Source organism: Candidatus Lokiarchaeum ossiferum (assembly GCA_025839675.1).
Taxonomy (GTDB): domain Archaea; phylum Asgardarchaeota; class Lokiarchaeia; order Sigyniarchaeales; family Promethearchaeaceae; genus Lokiarchaeum; species Lokiarchaeum ossiferum.
The window spans coordinates 5,714,349-5,731,740 of the sequence record CP104013.1; the positions used below are offsets into that span (position 1 = coordinate 5,714,349).

The 17,392-nt window shown below is 31.7% G+C and carries 9 protein-coding genes; 3 read left to right on the plus strand and 6 right to left on the minus strand.

What is annotated here, in order from left to right; genetic code table 11:
- The 3 genes from NEF87_RS24360 to heR form a co-directional block, all read right to left on the minus strand.
- Window positions 1–6,231, minus strand: a complete 6,231-nt coding sequence (locus NEF87_RS24360) for a hypothetical protein (RefSeq protein ID WP_457917879.1) — start codon at window positions 6,229–6,231, stop codon at window positions 1–3.
- An 856-nt stretch (window positions 6,232–7,087) separates the two neighbouring features.
- Window positions 7,088–7,945 (minus strand): CBS domain-containing protein, encoded by an 858-nt coding sequence (locus NEF87_RS24365; RefSeq protein ID WP_457917880.1) that lies wholly within the window; start codon window positions 7,943–7,945, stop codon window positions 7,088–7,090.
- A gap of 263 nt (window positions 7,946–8,208) precedes the next feature.
- Window positions 8,209–9,048, minus strand: a complete 840-nt coding sequence (gene heR / locus NEF87_RS24370; protein ID WP_457917881.1) for a heliorhodopsin HeR — start codon at window positions 9,046–9,048, stop codon at window positions 8,209–8,211.
- A gap of 386 nt (window positions 9,049–9,434) precedes the next feature.
- Here heR and NEF87_RS24375 point away from each other — a divergent pair, with 386 nt between their 5' ends.
- Window positions 9,435–9,761 carry a hypothetical protein gene (locus tag NEF87_RS24375; protein WP_457917882.1) on the plus strand — a complete coding sequence of 109 codons (327 nt, stop codon included), beginning with the start codon at window positions 9,435–9,437 and terminating at the stop codon, window positions 9,759–9,761.
- 472 nt (window positions 9,762–10,233) lie between these two features.
- On the opposite strand, the gene NEF87_RS24380 is transcribed toward NEF87_RS24375, so the two are convergent.
- Window positions 10,234–13,488 carry a right-handed parallel beta-helix repeat-containing protein gene (locus tag NEF87_RS24380; RefSeq protein ID WP_457917883.1) on the minus strand — a complete coding sequence of 1,085 codons (3,255 nt, stop codon included), beginning with the start codon at window positions 13,486–13,488 and terminating at the stop codon, window positions 10,234–10,236.
- A gap of 547 nt (window positions 13,489–14,035) precedes the next feature.
- Between NEF87_RS24380 and NEF87_RS24385 the strand changes: the two genes are divergently transcribed.
- On the plus strand, window positions 14,036–15,097 hold the full coding sequence (locus NEF87_RS24385; protein WP_457917884.1) for a hypothetical protein: 1,062 nt from the start codon (window positions 14,036–14,038) through the stop codon (window positions 15,095–15,097).
- 141 nt (window positions 15,098–15,238) lie between these two features.
- Complete coding sequence (locus NEF87_RS24390) at window positions 15,239–16,084, plus strand: hypothetical protein (protein WP_457917885.1); 846 nt, start codon at window positions 15,239–15,241, stop codon at window positions 16,082–16,084.
- Between the two features lie 42 nt (window positions 16,085–16,126).
- Here NEF87_RS24390 and cobC read toward each other — a convergent pair whose 3' ends face one another.
- Together cobC and NEF87_RS24400 are read right to left on the minus strand one after the other, a co-directional pair.
- On the minus strand, window positions 16,127–16,714 hold the full coding sequence (gene cobC, locus NEF87_RS24395) for an alpha-ribazole phosphatase (protein WP_457917886.1): 588 nt from the start codon (window positions 16,712–16,714) through the stop codon (window positions 16,127–16,129).
- Complete coding sequence (locus tag NEF87_RS24400; protein ID WP_457917887.1) at window positions 16,711–17,382, minus strand: NTP transferase domain-containing protein; 672 nt, start codon at window positions 17,380–17,382, stop codon at window positions 16,711–16,713. The genes cobC and NEF87_RS24400 overlap by 4 nt, the downstream gene beginning before the upstream one ends.
- Window positions 17,383–17,392 lie beyond the last annotated feature (10 nt).

The following is a 17,392-nucleotide window of genomic DNA, read 5'->3' on the forward strand; positions in this document are numbered from 1 at the left end:
TTAAAGATCTGGAATCATATTGATTAAGGTGACTATTATTTCCCCATTTTCAGTTAAATTTAAGTGTTCATCAATCAATTCCAGTTGTTGTAACCTCAATATGGATGGAATTACAACCAAAATTTTTGTTTTATTTTCTAAGTCTTTTTGATTTTTAATTCCTTCTTCTATTGTTTTTAAAACCAATCGTTCTTCCTTTGAAAGTTGTTGGATAAAAGGTTTAAATTTTTCAGCTAAGGCTTTTGTCCGTGGATTAACAGCAAACACAACTCCTTCCGCTCTTAACTCGTGGATTGAATTAAAAGTAGTGATCTCTTTTTTACCGTACGCGGCTAAGGCTATAATCATGTCCCGAACTTTAAAGCTGCAATCAAAATTCACTTTAGCTTCTTTAACAATCAATGATTGCACTGATTTCTTTCCATAAGACTTTAAAAATCCGGGCACTTTGGATAAGATCAGATTATGGGGATATAGTAAATCCACATGCAGCATTTCTTCCACAATTTTCATAATGGGTTCTCTTGGAATTTCTTCCCCGATCCAATTATTAAAAATCTCCTTATGGGTATCTTCAAGTTTTTGATTGAATTTCTGAACGCTCTTTTTCATAGATTCACCTGGAGATTTTAGAAGTAAAACGGCTGTCCGAATAAATTCCCCATCTTTTACCACAATTTTAAATTGCTGGTATGAAAGTTCTTCCAATCCTTGATTCCCATCCATGGGTGTTGAGTTACTTTCTAAATTCATTTCTGGCTTCAAATTTGATCCAATTTCCTTTCCAAAAGAAGAAATTGCGGACAAAAATCCACTAATTAAATTGGCATCTATTGGAATATTTGAAAAGCTTTGCGAAAATAAAGATAATCCATTTTGTTTATGTATTATCAACATATATTGGATATTTTCAATATCTGCAAATTGTCGATGAATTTCAATCATTTGAAGTCGACGTTTGTTTCGTTTCGGAACATAAATTCCTCGATATGTTACCATACTTAAAACTATAAGACTAACCAAACTAATAGAAATAGGGAGAACATTATCCCAAATTATGATCCAAGTGTTGATAACTCTCACATTGTATAAATTATCTTGATTAGCGTTAAGGTTTGTAGTTTCATAAATACTGCTCGCCTCAAATATCGGTACTATTGTGAAACTACCTACTGAATCTACTACTATTGTTGTAGTTGCAATTCCTTCAGCGTTAGTGCTAGCAGTCGTATCAGAAATGGATTCTCCAATAGAATTTCTTAAAATAAATCGAATCGTTTGACCTTGAAGTTCTTTTCCATTTTCATCAATAAGTTTGACCGAAAATGTAAAATCTCCCGAAAAATCCTCTTTAACTTTAGTGTCCAATAGAATTAAGGTCGTTTTTAATCTTGGTAATATCGAATAGCTAATTACTTTTTGAAAACTTGATATTTTAGAAGTTCCCGAAAAGCTAATGCTAATATTCATCCAATCCCCACCATCATCAAATGGAATTTCATAGGAAATGTAGATCGATGAATTAATGATTATGGTATCGGTTAAATAGATCGAAGAACCTGCAAAATAGATGATTATCGTTGTTTCCAGACCATTCAATGTCTCGACACTAGATGAATTTGTGAATAATGCTTGGATGTTGTAATCGGTTATTGCCCCATGTCTAAGATCCTCTTGGATATTCACAATTTCGAAATTAACATCCCACTTATCCCAAATATCAATTGTATAGACTATCATGAAACTTTGAATTGTCGAGTTTCCTTGGAAATTTAAGGTAATATTTAGCCAATCGCCACAATCTTGAGGTATTTCATAATCTATGACAATAATACCTGAAAAACCGAACCAAGCTTGCCGAATAATGGGATCCATTCCTTCATATTCATAGATTATGAAAATTGATTCAGTATAAAATGAAAAGTTACATGAAGAATCTAAATATTTGGCTAAAATGTTTAAATCAAATTCTTCTCCAATTCGGTACATCGATTTCAAATTTGTAATTTCAAATGAAGTTTCCCATTTCATAAGGATTACTTGATCAACTATACTTGCACTTGCATAGCCATTTATCGCAGTTCCTGCATAATCAATAAAAAAAGTAATATTTTGATACCCATCAGGAATGGCTGGGGTAAGATATTCATACACTCCATCTTCATTAACATAAATTTGTTGAATAAAAACTAAGTTTTGATTATCCCCATCTACCCAAGCAGCTACAGTTAAATAAATGTCAATATAGTCTTCATATGAACTAATTGACAAATTTCCCGATAATATTACCTGATATCCTACCCTCAGCATAGAGTCTGCATCTAATTCTATGCTTAAGTTGACTGAATTTTTTCCCTTTATGAAATTGTTTAAGTCTGCATAGGATGAATTTTGAATATATGGAGTTCCGAGATAAATAACATGAACATCCAGTGTTGTTTCAGCATATTCACTTGATATCATCTGCGAATATGAAATCATACCAAATCCATCAGTTGTTTTAAAAATTTGGAGGGATTCGAATCCATCAAAGTTCAAGATAATTTGTATTTCTGCATCGAAAATCGGGGAACTATTTAATATATATGATAAATTAACAACTAAATCCATTATTTTTCCAATTTGGAGTGATTCTGTGAGTAGGATGTTTATTTGAGACTCCTTTTTCTCCAATATTTGGAAATTTGATTGAATCCAAGATGCATTTTCACAATTTATCAGATTTGCTGTTATTTCTAGTATATATATGCCTGGTTCTAAATGAAATCCATCTTCGGTAAAATCAATTGAAGAAGCATACACTCCTGAAAGCAAATTTGTCAAGTTTCCATAAGCAAGCATTTCAAAACTTTCATTTTGTATTTTCCACGATAAATCCCCCCCACTTAATGGCAATGGGCTTTCTATTTGGTTTATATTGTCAAATGTTGCATAAATATCTACTTTCGATTCTTCGTATAAAGGTTCCAAGGTATTACTCACTAATTGAGTTGCAATAGGGAGAATCGCCGTTGAGAATTCGATGTAAGTACTATTGTATCCATCTAAAGAAATGGTAAGAGATAGGGTATAATTAAAAGTATCCATTCGAGATGTAGTATTTAAGCCATAGGCATTAAGATTTATATAATAAAGACCTCTATCTGATTCCTTTTGAGTTTGCTGGTAGATATCTACACCATAAAAAATATTATCTGTCCCATTAAATTTCCCCGTTAGTTGTCCATTTGATAATGGTGCTCCATTGGAAGAATTGGTCACATTAACTTCAATTGTACTCTTTTGATTGTCATCAACCCTCGGCAAATTATTAGAATGGATCAATCCTGTATATATATCAGTATTAAATGCCCCAGAAATAATATTCATACTCATAGGATATCCAGATATTTTAATTATTGAATATAATTTAACTTCGTCATAAAATGGATATGTTACTTCAATAAATATATCATAATTTCCAATAGGGACAGATCTCGTTTTGAATTCAAGGGTATAATTCCCTTCAGATCCAAAACTGGAATTTTCGTAAACTTCTCCTATCAAGTATTGATTTGGAGGCCAATCAATCCCCCACAAATTTTCAGAATCTGACCAAAATATATTCAAATAATTCTCAGCCCCCGAAATTGGAAGTCCTTTTTCATGAGATATGTTTAAATAGAAATTGCCTACATCTCCAGAATTCAATTCGTTCATTTTTTGAGTAATATTGGCATTTAAGGAACGCCATACTTCAAAAGTACCTCTGGCAATCCCCAATTGTGTTGTTTGACCACCTTCTGTATTGTTCCATATTGCATAAATTGAATATTCTCCGACTCCAGTATCGTTAATAATCCAAGATGAGTCTGTTAAATTGCCTGATATATGTGGAAAGTATGCGGGAAATTGAGGGATTATTTCATTTGATGCATCAAATATTGTGATGTTATAATTTCCTTCAACTTCTTCAATATTTGATTGGTTTACCTGAAGAATTGTAGAATTTTGATCATAAAATCTTGTGTTTTCGGGGGCATCATCATGAATGAGAAATACATCGGCCAAACAATTTTTTGAAGAATATGTAAGAATCCACGTCCCGTTGATATAATTAAAATCATTCAATTTTTCTGTTGCCTCAGCTATAGTCAAATTTTGACTATTTGGGTTGTTTTGACTACCATTTGTTGAAAATCCCTTGGCATATTCTGGTGTTACCCCTGTCGGATCAACACCTCCCGTCCAAAGCCAATCTGTTGAATTTTCTCCCAATCCATCATAAGCAGGTAAATCCACTACCGTAAAGTTGTAACCTCTGGGATTGAAATTCTCATACTCATGATTGATTAGTTGATCGAAAGTATTTGCATTATCGTACGAGACATTCCAAAGAATCCGTTCAGGTGCAATTTCTGAAAAACTCGGAATGATGTAGGTTGCCGATGCGTTATTTGATTGATTCCTTGAAATAATTAGGTTATCTTCAAACTCAAGAAAACTTGATGCATATAATGGGTTAGTGATGTTAAAAGCCATGGTAAGGTTGTTATTTTCTAGTGGAACTTTAGAATCAATGCCAAATTCTGTTTGGTTTATCCAACTTGTGCCATTCCACCGTTGCAATCCTACCTTTGTTAAATTTGGTTGATTATAAATGACCTCCAAAAAAATATCATCAAAGGATACCGAAAAATCCCAAGTGTGAGGTCTCTCCCCTCCCAAATTTAAAATCCCTAAATGAAATATAAATTGGTCAGAATTTAGGATTGATTTGTGGCGAGTTGATAAATTATATTGTAAATTTTTTGATTCTTGCGGTGCTGTAAATATATCATCAATGAATCCTAATGGGACAAATATTTCACTCCCAGAATTATTAGCAAATACTGAAAATAAATACCAATTTCGCATTTGAAAGGTATTATCAAAATTAATCTCGCATTCAAATTCTAAATTTCCAATATCATATTGATCTTCCTCAATTGCTCTTATAAAAACCCCGCCAAACGACACTTGAACTTCATCACTTGTATCATTGATATTTTCAAACCAAATCCCAAAATCTAAAGTATGATTCGATTTTTGAGAATCAATAAGCTCAGTAATATCAAAAATTCTGACTACATAATCATGACCTAGCGGTTCTCCAATATTTGCTAGTGAATTTTCTAAGGTCGTTGCAGTGGCATTTGGATAACTTACCCCATTCGTGTCTGTTCTTCCATCAATATATTGACCATCAATTCTGGCTATTATACTCAAATTGTCTGAAGCTTCGAAACTTAATGCTTCTACTTTCCAATATGTGATAAACTCATATTTTTTAGGGATAAAATCTGGAGCAGTTAGTTCTGGAAAAACAACATTCCAGCCTATCGAGGGGTTACCTAAAGTAAGTAAACTACTTCCCGCATGTATATATGCTTGCAATGATTCGTCCACATCATTATATTCAAGTCTTCGATTTGAAGCTTTCTTGTCTCCTCCATATGGATTATCAAAGTCCCTTTCCCAATTACTTCCTGATATTCCAATCAACTCATCACCCCAACTTGGTTCCTCATTAAATTGATTATATAATGCAAATTCTGAATTACCTGTTGATATAAGTTCCGTTTCATGAATTTCTGCTTCTGGATCTGGTTTTGTGATATCTTCTTGTGACCACACTGCCAAGGCGTCTCTTGGTATATATGGATTGATAACTCCATTATCAGCTGTACTAATAATTCCGAGCTCATTTGAATAATCACCACGGAATCCCCATGAATCGTCAGAAACATATTGAGATGCAGAAAAATCCCATTCTCTTTCCATGGATGATGCCTCTATACTCCCATCTCGAGTGATGTTCCATTCTTGAGCAATTGCGTCAATATTCATAGTGTGTGAATTTATATTCCAATTTTCGGGAATTCCAATCGTGAAGTTTTCTGTGGAAATGTCTAAACGAGATTTCTCAGCTGTACTTTGAATTGCTTCAAGAACATCAAACGTGGCGACATTTTCCATCACATAGTCATTTTCAAAACTTGTTTCAGGGTTTCCTAAAAATTCCCTTAAGATATCATCATCTTTCACTTGAAAATTGTCCTGATTTGTTGATTTATCCACTAAATCATCATCTAAGTTGAATTTATTATCCATAGAGTTGCTCTCATTAGAATATGAAGTGATTAAGGAAAATAAAATGAGAAGAACTACAAGTATTTTATTAAATTGATTCCATTTTTTTATTCGAGCCACTACTATAAACCCCTTTTAATTTATTACATTCAAACATAATCTGTTTGATGGAAATTTCTAAATATGTTTTAACTATTAGTTTTTCAAATTTTAAATATTGACTGTGAAATTAAGGAAGAACTAAAATTAATAACACAAAGTAAGATCTTACGCTTTTTTTTTGATTACCGTCAAGCGACTTGGGTCAAAAATGGACTGATTTTTACCTTCCATTGTAGGAATTTCAATTTTAGATTTCTCAAAGAATAGGGTTCCCGCTGCAACCCGATAATGGGAGGTCTATTATTTTCCGAGAAATCTGATGACAAGAAGGTAGAAATGTTCATTTTCAGGAGTTTTATTTCTGAGTTATTTTTCATCCTCAAGATTTCTTAGAATGTCTCCCTCTTGGGCAGCATCATCTGAGAAAAATGACTTTGTGTTGAAAAAATCGGTGACCGCTAGTAACTTGACTTATATTTTGTTGTTTTACGTTATTGATACATCAAGAATTACAACCATCTTCACTTGATGCTAATTAATTATTCTCGTCACAGCTATATAAGCGATGGAGTATGCTTCTCCCCCAGTTTTATTTATTATTTATTATTTTTTTTGCTTACTGTCAATTATTATTAGGATCATAAGTAAAATCGCTAATCCAATGAACATTAATAGGATGTGATTAAAATTTAGGCTAACAAAATATTTTCGGACCATTTTTATATAATGAAACAAGATTGTGAATAGGAGATTGTGTGTATAAAAAAATATCCATGTTTTTAAAAAGCCATTTCCAACCAGAAGGAAAAGATCGAAGGTGAGATCTTTCCTAGAGGATGAATAGATTAAATCTATTTTTTAATACAGATCATGGCTACCTAAAGATTTCTGCGAGTTCCCTTATATTGAAGACACTCACCGGAGCGAAACCATTGCTTTCTTGTCTTTTTATAATCTCTTTGGCATATTTATGTCGAAAATTGCGCAAAAAATTCTGTAATTTTCTTCTTAGGGTAATTGAAGATCGATCTGCCACGACAAACGCTGTTAAAGTCCCATGGGTTTCTAACATTATCACAAAACGATCCTTTTCAATCAGCCGAATATTTCCCGATTGTTTTAATATTTCGTTGGTTAAGATCGATATTGCTGATAACGATCCTCCTAATATGGTGACAAAACCCGCTGTGACATCTTCTTGTAAAAAATGTCTCCCTAAAACAAGTCCAGTATCAATTTCCATGACACATACTAAATAGGGGGTTCCTGGCGGAAGAAGAATCGAGTTCCATTCGATAAGATCTTTTGTGGAAATCACACCGATGGGTTGTCGTTTAACATTTCCCAAAATGGCTCTTTTAAACCCTGTTTGTTGTAATTTACCAATTAATTCATCTATTGGAGTTCCCATCCGCATTATATCGATTGGGCCTCTCATAATTTCTTTCGCTCGAGTATCGTGTAATAAATTTTTTCCTCCTGCCAGTAAACCATAAAAATCTAAATGGTTCCGTTGTTTTACAAGAAATCGAATGATATCCGTATGAGAAATGATGTAATATTCAGTTAAATTATTTATATCTTCAACTACTACTGCAGAAATTTGCTTCGTATCCATGATTTTTAACACATTGATCAATCGTTCATTTTTTTCCACTAAATGAACTCCTACATGGGCAATTTCTTCAACTGACAATCCATAACTATAACTTTCTATTTGTTTAATCTCCATTCTCTAGTTTAGATTAATTAAATATTCACAAAAAAAGAATCCCATCAGATCAATAAGAAGGTTGGAAGGGAAATTATCTCCTTATAGTACCTTATGGTTATTTATTTTCTTTAATTTTTAAAGTTCTAAAAAAAGAACGAAAAATTTGAAGCTTAAGGATTATTACTAGATAATTGAGAGGTCTTTCAGGATTGGATTAGTTTTTTATATATAAACAAAAAAAAAAAGAATATCGGAGAACTCGTGTTAAGTTCACACACATTTTACATTCCAGTTTCGCCAGGTTGTAACACTCCTGCAAAAACAAACCAGGCCAATAACGTTTTCGCCACTAAACTCAATATAATATAAACTCGTTCTCCGAATACATAGTCTTTCCAGGGACCGACTTTAAGATATTGCAAAAGCATATTGAAGGCAAATGACATAAACAGAGCGATTTCAAATCCATAGATATATGGAACAAACCATGGAACTCCATCGACTTGCATGGCACTATAAAATACTGCTGTGATTACGATCCATGGAATAATTCCCGCAATCCAACCATAAATATAACTGGTCCAATTGGTTTTTTTGGTGTATTGATTATGTAATTCCATTGTATGGCCAAAGAGATTCATCAAGGCGTTTAACATGAATATGAGAAACAAAATCCAAAATTCCTTTACACCGAATAAAACTGCGATGAAGAAAATCATAATGGAACTTGAGATCGCATATTCAAACCATCGAAGTGGATTCATACGTTTAGCTAAATTTTTTTTGTAAAATTTCTTCATTGGTCCAGCTAATAAGAAATGGGCAATGGCGGAGAAAAACAGAAAGGATGCGACAATTGGGCCTACGCTTTTCAGTGTCCAAAACACATCTTCCGAAAGCACAAAATTGGGGTATTCGACTTCCAAAATATAGATAGAAGCTTGAAAATTTTTCAGATTATCGATAGTAAAACCCATGATGAGCATGAGAGAGGCTTGTACAAAATGCAAGATTCCCATGATGAGGTTAAATCGCGTCAATTTATCAAAATCCACAGGAGATTTTGATCCATCAGTGTAGATGATCCCATGGGAATCATCTTCCTTTACATTGGATGACATGATAGGTATTTACACTTCTGTGGATATATAGATTCTTATATCAAAAATTAAATTATTTTACATTTATCCTAATATTTCATTATTTTTTTTTTTCAAATACAAATATTATAATTCTTGGAAAAAAAATACATCTTCCTATTTTATCAAGAGAGAAACACCGAATATCTAAAAATTTACACCTTTAACATTGAATCGGTTTAGTTAAAAATTAATGTAATAAGATCGCTATCCATCTTTTGAATTAATAGGTTGAAAAAATTGAAGATGGAGTTTTTTTTTTATATTTTGGAGTTGCAGCAAACAAAATTAGTAAATTGGTCTCAAAATTAGCAATTTCCTTAATTTGGCATAGAAAATTTTTATTTCTATTCCAAATCTAACTATTTATGAATAAAGCTCGGGAAGAAGTAGAATATAGTACCATAATTCTAGAAAACACTAGAACTGAGAAACGATCAATTCACTTTAACAAACACAAATTGAGGCATATTGGAGGTATCATGCTGTTTTTAGTGACCATTATTATTCCCGCAGTGTTTGATATTCAATTATTAACTCATGCCGCGGATTTAGAAGCATTTACAAGGTTTGATTTAGTGCAAAGTAAATATATTTTATTGATCTTTATCTTGTTTCTAGGTAGTGTGACATTAATCAGTTTAACAGAAAACGCATTGTCTCACAAATATCGGAAAATAAAATCGATATCATGACTTGCTATTGGAGGTCTCTTCCTATTAATTGGATTCTTGAGTGAAAAAGAATTCTTTCAAAATTGGTTTTTTCCAACAGATAGGGAAAATTACTCTAAAGACCGAATGAAGTTTGAAATATTCTTGGATCGATTCAGATTGATTGGTGCTTTTACTATATTCTCCGCTCTTGCACCTTACGGAAGATCAAGACGATATCACTATTAATTGCTTTTTTCGGTAATGCTGCTTTTGTAGTTCCTTTTTTTGTTTTATCATGAGAAAAGGGTTCTCTTTTGACACGCAATTCAAAGATCACAATTGATTTTATATGTATATCAAGAACTAAATAGTTTTTTTATATCAATCCAAATAATTGATTCATTTTTTTTTCAAACTCAAATATTATGACACTTGGAAAAAAAGTATGAAAAAAAATGATTCTTAATTCTTATTTTATTCAAGTAAATTTGAAGAAAAAAGTACTATATTGTTATTTATTCTTCATTTTACTCATCATAAGCACCATTGCTGCAATTGCGATTAGCATTCCTCCCGCTCCAAGCCATGTTCCGGGGTTGTTAAACCAAGACGCAAGGGAATCTTCGTCAGGAGAAGTGGAACCTACAAGAATGTAAATGCTATCAGATTCGACAGAATATCCATTTTCATTTACAGCCTTTATGTAGACATAAAACTCCCCATCATGATCGAAACTGATTTCAATAGAAAGATCAGAGGTCGTATCATTCAGGATTCCATCAACATAAATCAGATACCACAATGCACCTTCAACTGGATTCCATGAGATTTCTAAAGAACTTGTGAAAATATGTTGACTTTCTGTAATCAAAAGAGGTATCTCTGGTAAAAGCTTAACTGTGATTATCACCGGTGCAGAAAAACTCGATTCAGTTAAAACACTTTCAGAAGTTACGGTAATTGAATAATTGCCGTCAGATCCCAAAGAGAGTAATGCACTTGTCAGTTGAGTCGTTAGAGTGAAAATTCCATTAATGTATACATTGTATTTTGAAATATTTTGAACTTCATTCCATTGGATTACCACATTCTGGGTATTTATTTCTTGATTTACGGTGATTATAATAGGTTTATCAGGATATATACCAGATATTAGGGGATAGTTATCAACATCTCCAGATGTTCCAGAAATTGCATAGGATATTCCCCACACATCTCCAACTTTTTGTGTGACGTTATAATACCGTACATAATAATCATCCCAATAATTTCCATAATTTCCATTATCCCAATGATTATTTGTCCCATCATCTATAGCTTGAGTCTCACCATTTCCCACAAAATTATTCATCCATATTACATTTTCCGATGAATCGAGTAGTATAGAGACTCCTGTTTTATTGTTGTTTTGAAGTATATTTGCATTAATTTTATTATTATTCGAATCTGTTAATAAAATTCCTTGATTACTCATATCAGATAAAATATTATTAATAATAAGGGAATGGTTTGTATTTGTTAATGCAATTCCTATTGAACAATTAGTAAAACTGTAGTTAGTAATTATGAAGCGATCACAATTAATCAAAATAATTTGTCCTGCACTATTGACTAACCCATTTAGTAAAATTTGTTCTTGATTTTCATAATAGAGCAAGGGATTGTTATTAACTAAATTTGATTGGAATATAGAATTATTCACTGAACTACCAACATAAAAACCACAATTTTCTAAAATGTTTTCGGAAAATGTGTTGTGACCGCTGGAAATTAATCGAATCCCAAATTCCATGGAATTTTCTATTGTATTCATAGTGAATGTATTATTCTCTCCGTATAAGATATAAATACCATTTTGTGAATGATTGCTCAAAGTATTGTTAGAAATAGTACAATTTTTTGATTGATAGATATATATTCCATCCCCCCCATTTTTATCAAGTAAATTACCATTAACCGAAATATTGAGAGATAAATAGATCATTATGCCTGAATATTTATTGGAATTGACCTCATTTCCAATTAAATCGGTAAAATCAGAATTATATAAAATTATACCAACGTTCCCTAAAGTTGCAATGTTGTCCGAAATATTGTTTTTATCTGAATCGAAAAGCGAAATTCCACTTCCATCATGATCCTCTAAATTATTGTTAATTATTTTATTTCTATGTGATTGTGAAAGAAATATCCCATCCCCCTCTATAATAGTCGTTGTACTAATAAGATCCAAATTATTGCTAATGTCATTCCCAATAATTTCATTATCATCGGATAGGAAAAGAAAAATACCCTTATTTTGATTAGTAGATGCTTCATTCTCAAGTATAGAATTATTATGAGAATCAAATAGTGAGATACCTATTATGTTATTAAATTCGAAAACATTGGTGGAAATATTATTTTCATCAGATTCATGAACATATAATCCTGCATTGTCATTATGGCCAACATTATTCATATAGATCGATGTATTATTGGATGAAGAAAGATAAACTCCGTATGAATTATTATTTATAACATTGTCAGAAATAGAGTTGTTAACAGACGAGGTTAATCTAAGACCATCTAAAAGATTACATTCAATACTATTATCATAAACGGTGTTATTATTGGAAATTTCAAAAATCATACCATTTTCATTATTATCTCTCAAAATATTTGCAGATACTATACTAATGTTGGAATTATATAGACGTAATCCGCTTAAAGTATTATTAATAATTGTGTTTTCAAATAAAGTGTTATTTAATCCGCTATATAATCGAATTCCATATAGAGATTGATTAAATACGGTATTTTCTAATATATCATTATAATCTGAATTATAGAGATAGATTCCATTTTCACTGTTACTATTTATGGAATTATTTGAGATAATGTTATTATCTGAACTTTCAGCATAAATCCCATCCTCATTTTGATTAAATATATTATTTGAAATATTATTTTTATTAGAATGATATAATCGTATACCATTATCAAATAGATTTTCATTCGCAGTATTACCAGAAACGTTATTATTGTCCGAAATGAATAAATAAATCCCAGAAGCATGGTTTGCATTGACTTTGTTTTCAGTAATGGTATTGTTCTCTGAATTATTGATATAGATTCCATGATCTGAAATTGTATTTGAGACATTATTTCTATTTATGGAGTTACTGTGCGAATTATCTAAGGTTATCCCATAAATTTGATTTGCATCGACATTATTTCTTTCAATGCTGTTATTATTGGAATTTCTTAGGCTAATCCCATGATAGCTATTTGTTTCTACAATATTATCTACGATAGTGTTATTATGCGAATCATCCAATATGATTCCGTGTTCATCGTTTGAAGATGTGGTACAATTATTGATCAATATATTCGTACTATTATACAAACGAATACCTCCATTTCCCGATTCTAAACCGCAATTAATTATAGTGCAGTTGATTATTTCAGCATAAACTCTTGAATTCGAAATTAAAATTCCATTTCCAGCACCTAAACAATCAATTTCAAAATCCCTAATTATATAGGGATCTCCATAAATACCACTTCCCGTTTTATCTGCAAAATTTGTCCAATTCGAAGGAGAATTCTCAGTAATATAGATCGGTAAATGAGTGATGCTTGATTTGGGTTTTAAAGTAATTGGGTTTAAATCAACCTCATCAAAATTATTTGAAATTTTCAATAATTGTGCTCCTCCTCCAAAGGAAAAGACGCATATTATTGATAACGAGAGTAAAATTGTTTTTATTTTTATCTTTTTCATTTTAATCATGAAATTCCGATTTTTTCTGATAAATTTAATAAGAATTTAAAAATATCCATCCTCTTAAAAAATAAGCAGAAATTATTTAATTCTTAACTCTCACTTCTCCCTTGTTATAATAAATATTTTCTAAAAATCGAAAAAGATTGTAGCTATACACTTGCCATCTCAGGCACTTATCCATCTTTAAATTAACTTAATTGCCGTTTTTGTCAATTTTTTAGGCATAATTCATAAGTGATGCTCTATTTTACCATAAAACCATTCTCTTAGTGAAAAACAATTCTTTCAAAATTGGTTTTTTCCAACAGAGGGAGAAAATTTTTATGGGAAACGAATGATGTTTGAAGTATTCCTCGATCGATTTCGATTGATTGGGGCTTTTACTTTATTCTCTGCCATTTCACCTTATGGAAGATCAAGGCGTTACCGTTATTAACTTCAATGGGTGTAGACATATCAATCCATTTTTTTCCTTGGCTCAACCATAAAGTATTAATGCGATTTCATCTCATTTCAATTATAAATCTTTGAAGATTTAAGAAATATGACAAAAATTCCTGTAAATTCGCATAGCTCTCCAGATCACTCACAAGTTATGGAAAAGAATAGTCCCAAAATTAATTCTCAAGACCAGAGTTATTCCATTTCCATGAAATCCGATTTGCAACCTCTTTTCTATTTGGGTTTAATTATTTTCGGGATTTTTTCAATTATTTTTCTTGTGGATGACTCCTCAGATGTACTCGTAGAATTACCGTGGCTTCCCACCTTGCTAATTTTCTGTTTGGTAGGTAGTTTTATTGGACTTTTATTTTGGAAAATCACAAAGGTACTCATATTTTCTGCTGAAACGGGGAAAATAAGATTGCGCATCCAACGTTTTAACATTACTTTATATTCTCGTAATTTTTTAATTGAGGATTGCATCAAATTTGATATTCAGTTTTTTCCTCAAAGGAATGCTTCTTATTTAGTTCTCCAAAATATCGAAAAAAAACCAATTAAGTTGCAAATAAAAAAAAAAACCGATGAAGTCAATATACATTTAATCGCTTTAAACAACATTCTTTTCTCAATTAAAGGTGAAAAATATCCCTCTTCTGTTCAAAAGATTGAAAAAATAGCAATTGATGAAGAGAATTGTGAATTTGACCGAAAAAGAAAGATCAGTCGGGATTTTAATAACCAAATCGTAATGTCAACAAAATATCATAAATTTGTTGCCGTTACACTTCTTTTCATTCCTTTCGCCGTTGCATATGCTACTTACTTAATATACTCTTCAGAACCACTCAATGATGCTTTTTCCTTATCTTTCTTTTCTACAAATCTCTTGTTTGCCTTGAATTTTATGGTCATCATCTATGTACTATTTATAGGGATTCGAGTTACAGATCCTCATACGGGAAGCCAAAACGAAATTTTAAGTGGTAGTCCCCTCTTTAATACTCCTAATTTTCTACAAAATATTGTAAGTGTGGTAAAAACAACATATATTGAACCAGAGCAAGTTAAAACATATAAAAAAATTAGATTGGGGCTAATAATCACTGGGTTTATTCCCACTTTTGCATTTTTTGTGTTTTATTTGTTTTACCTATTGTAAAAATCTTTTTTTTTCTTAAAGTACACATTTTTTGACATTTTTAATTTGGAATTATCCTCCTCTTCAGTGAATTGCAATTCAACTGCACTAAAATTTTCTTATAGGTCAACATCGAATATGTTTGTTATAGGATTGAAAATTATGAAATTCAAATTCACATACATATTCGGTTTAGTGGGATATGGTCTTTGGTTAGTCTATTGTATTGTAATGACTGTTAATTCCTCAGGAGACCCTGTTGCATTTTGGCATCTCTCAGAAAAAGTCACTTCATTGCTTCTCTTGTTAGTGTGGCCTTTGTTTGTTTCCGTTGCATTTTTGTTTTTTGCAGTAAAAGTGATCGCCCCTATTTTCTTAAAAATTAAGATGAAATTTCAAAAACAGCACTCCTTTGCCTATTTGCCCCAACAAGATAATATCATGGAACCAAAAGTTATGTACGTGCGATTATTCCAACTTTTTTTGTTGACCTTAGGCTTGGTAGATGCATTGATCAATGTAGGGATTTTGTTACCCGAAAATTTCATCACTCAAGTTACTATTGATGAGTGGATATTCCGTGGGATAGATCCTCGTTTTCATCCAGTCGTTCTTGGAAAAATGCTTTCATTAATTATTCCGATTGCATCGGGACTCTGGATAGTAAGCTGGGTGTTAGAAGATTTAGGGGTCCTTCAATTTAAATTACCCGAATCCAGCACTCAATCGGAACTCTATGAAATCCAACCTACACATAAAATTTATTCCTCATTAATTTCTGGATATGGAGGATTTTCATCTCTACTATTCTATATCGGGTTTATAATTTATTATTTCACCGATTATTCAGAAAGTGGTGGCAATTTTGCCGATTTATTTATGGTTTTGATAATGGGATTAAGTGCTTTGTCAATTTTGCCTGTCTATTTCATTTATTGGAAAATTAAAAAGGAATCCATCATTGTTGGATTGAAACAAGCCCCACAATTGACACAATCGATTCTTTAAAATGAAATATTTTTCTTTCTTCTATCAATTTTTTAAAATTATTTAAGTTATTTTATTAGTATAGGCAATTTTATAGTCTATTTTTCCTTCTGAATCCTTTTGAACTTCAATTTTAGTTATCGAATGAAAATCAATCTGAAACTTGAAGGAATCTTTTAAATGAATTTTGTTCAAATAAGCCAATATCGAGCGAATTGAACCTCCATGGGCAATCACTACTATGTTTTTTTGTGTTTCTTTACTAATTTTTTCCCAAAATTCAACTGATCGAGCATATAATTGAAGGTAAGATTCTCCATTGGGTGTTTGAACTTCAACAAAATTGTCTGCCCAATTTCTGAACGCTTTGATTTTTTCCAAATCTTTCCAAGGGATCATCTCCCAATCTCCAAAATTCATTTCACAAAGTCTTGCATCCACGATTGGTTGGTCTTTTGTTAATTGGTTAACCAATTTAAGACATCTATGGGAAGGGCTAGAATAATACACAACATTTTTTATATTGGCCAAATGCTTTTTAACAAATTTCACTTCATTTTCAAAAGAACTTGCAAGAGGAACATCCGAAATTCCATAACATGTGGATTCCTTAAGATCAACTTTAGTATGGCGAATTAAAAAAATGTTCATGGGTAATCATCAACCTTTTTTTTTTCATCTAAGAAAGATACATATCGGTAATAATCATCTGCGGTATTAATATTGAGCAGCAAATCCACATTTTCAGTGATATACTCTATCTGATCAATAAAGGATTCTCGGATTAATTTACCATTTAATATGTTTATGCCGATTGAGAATAGTTTGTTTCCATATTTATCAATAAATGCATTATTTCTATCCGTTGGAATAGTACTATTTTTTATGGCTCGTTCCCAATCCATCATTACTGCCAATGCGGGTTTCTTTTCCTCAAAAAATTTTTGAACTATTGAATTCAAGAAGGAAGGGTGAATTGTCGGTAAGTCCGCAGTTAAAATTAATACATTCGAGAGATTGTAAGTCTCAATAATAAATTTCAAATCTGAATGAAAATCTTTGCCCGGTGTGCTTAGGATTTCAATTTTAGGATTATTTTGTGATTTTAAATATTGGTATGTTTTGGGAGTGTGTGGAGAGGTCGCAATATAGATTTTAGCAAGACTTTCGGAATTTAATGCAACTTTGATGATCACATCGATTAATCGCGTTTTCTTTACTTGGATGAGTGGTTTTTCTTTGATGGCTTGATCAATCTGATTGAAATCAAATCTTGAGGCTTTCCCACCTGCCATAATTATGCAATCGATTTTTTCCATTTAATATCGT

Coding starts and splice junctions, on each gene's coding strand:
- NEF87_RS24375 (WP_457917882.1), top strand. CDS start 9,435: ATGAATAAAGCTCGGGAAGAAGTAGAATATAGTACCATAATTCTAGAA.
- NEF87_RS24400 (WP_457917887.1), bottom strand. CDS start 17,382: ATGGAAAAAATCGATTGCATAATTATGGCAGGTGGGAAAGCCTCAAGA.
- heR (WP_457917881.1), bottom strand. CDS start 9,048: ATGTCATCCAATGTAAAGGAAGATGATTCCCATGGGATCATCTACACT.
- NEF87_RS24380 (WP_457917883.1), bottom strand. CDS start 13,488: ATGAAAAAGATAAAAATAAAAACAATTTTACTCTCGTTATCAATAATA.
- NEF87_RS24385 (WP_457917884.1), top strand. CDS start 14,036: ATGACAAAAATTCCTGTAAATTCGCATAGCTCTCCAGATCACTCACAA.
- NEF87_RS24390 (WP_457917885.1), top strand. CDS start 15,239: ATGAAATTCAAATTCACATACATATTCGGTTTAGTGGGATATGGTCTT.
- NEF87_RS24365 (WP_457917880.1), bottom strand. CDS start 7,945: ATGGAGATTAAACAAATAGAAAGTTATAGTTATGGATTGTCAGTTGAA.
- cobC (WP_457917886.1), bottom strand. CDS start 16,714: ATGAACATTTTTTTAATTCGCCATACTAAAGTTGATCTTAAGGAATCC.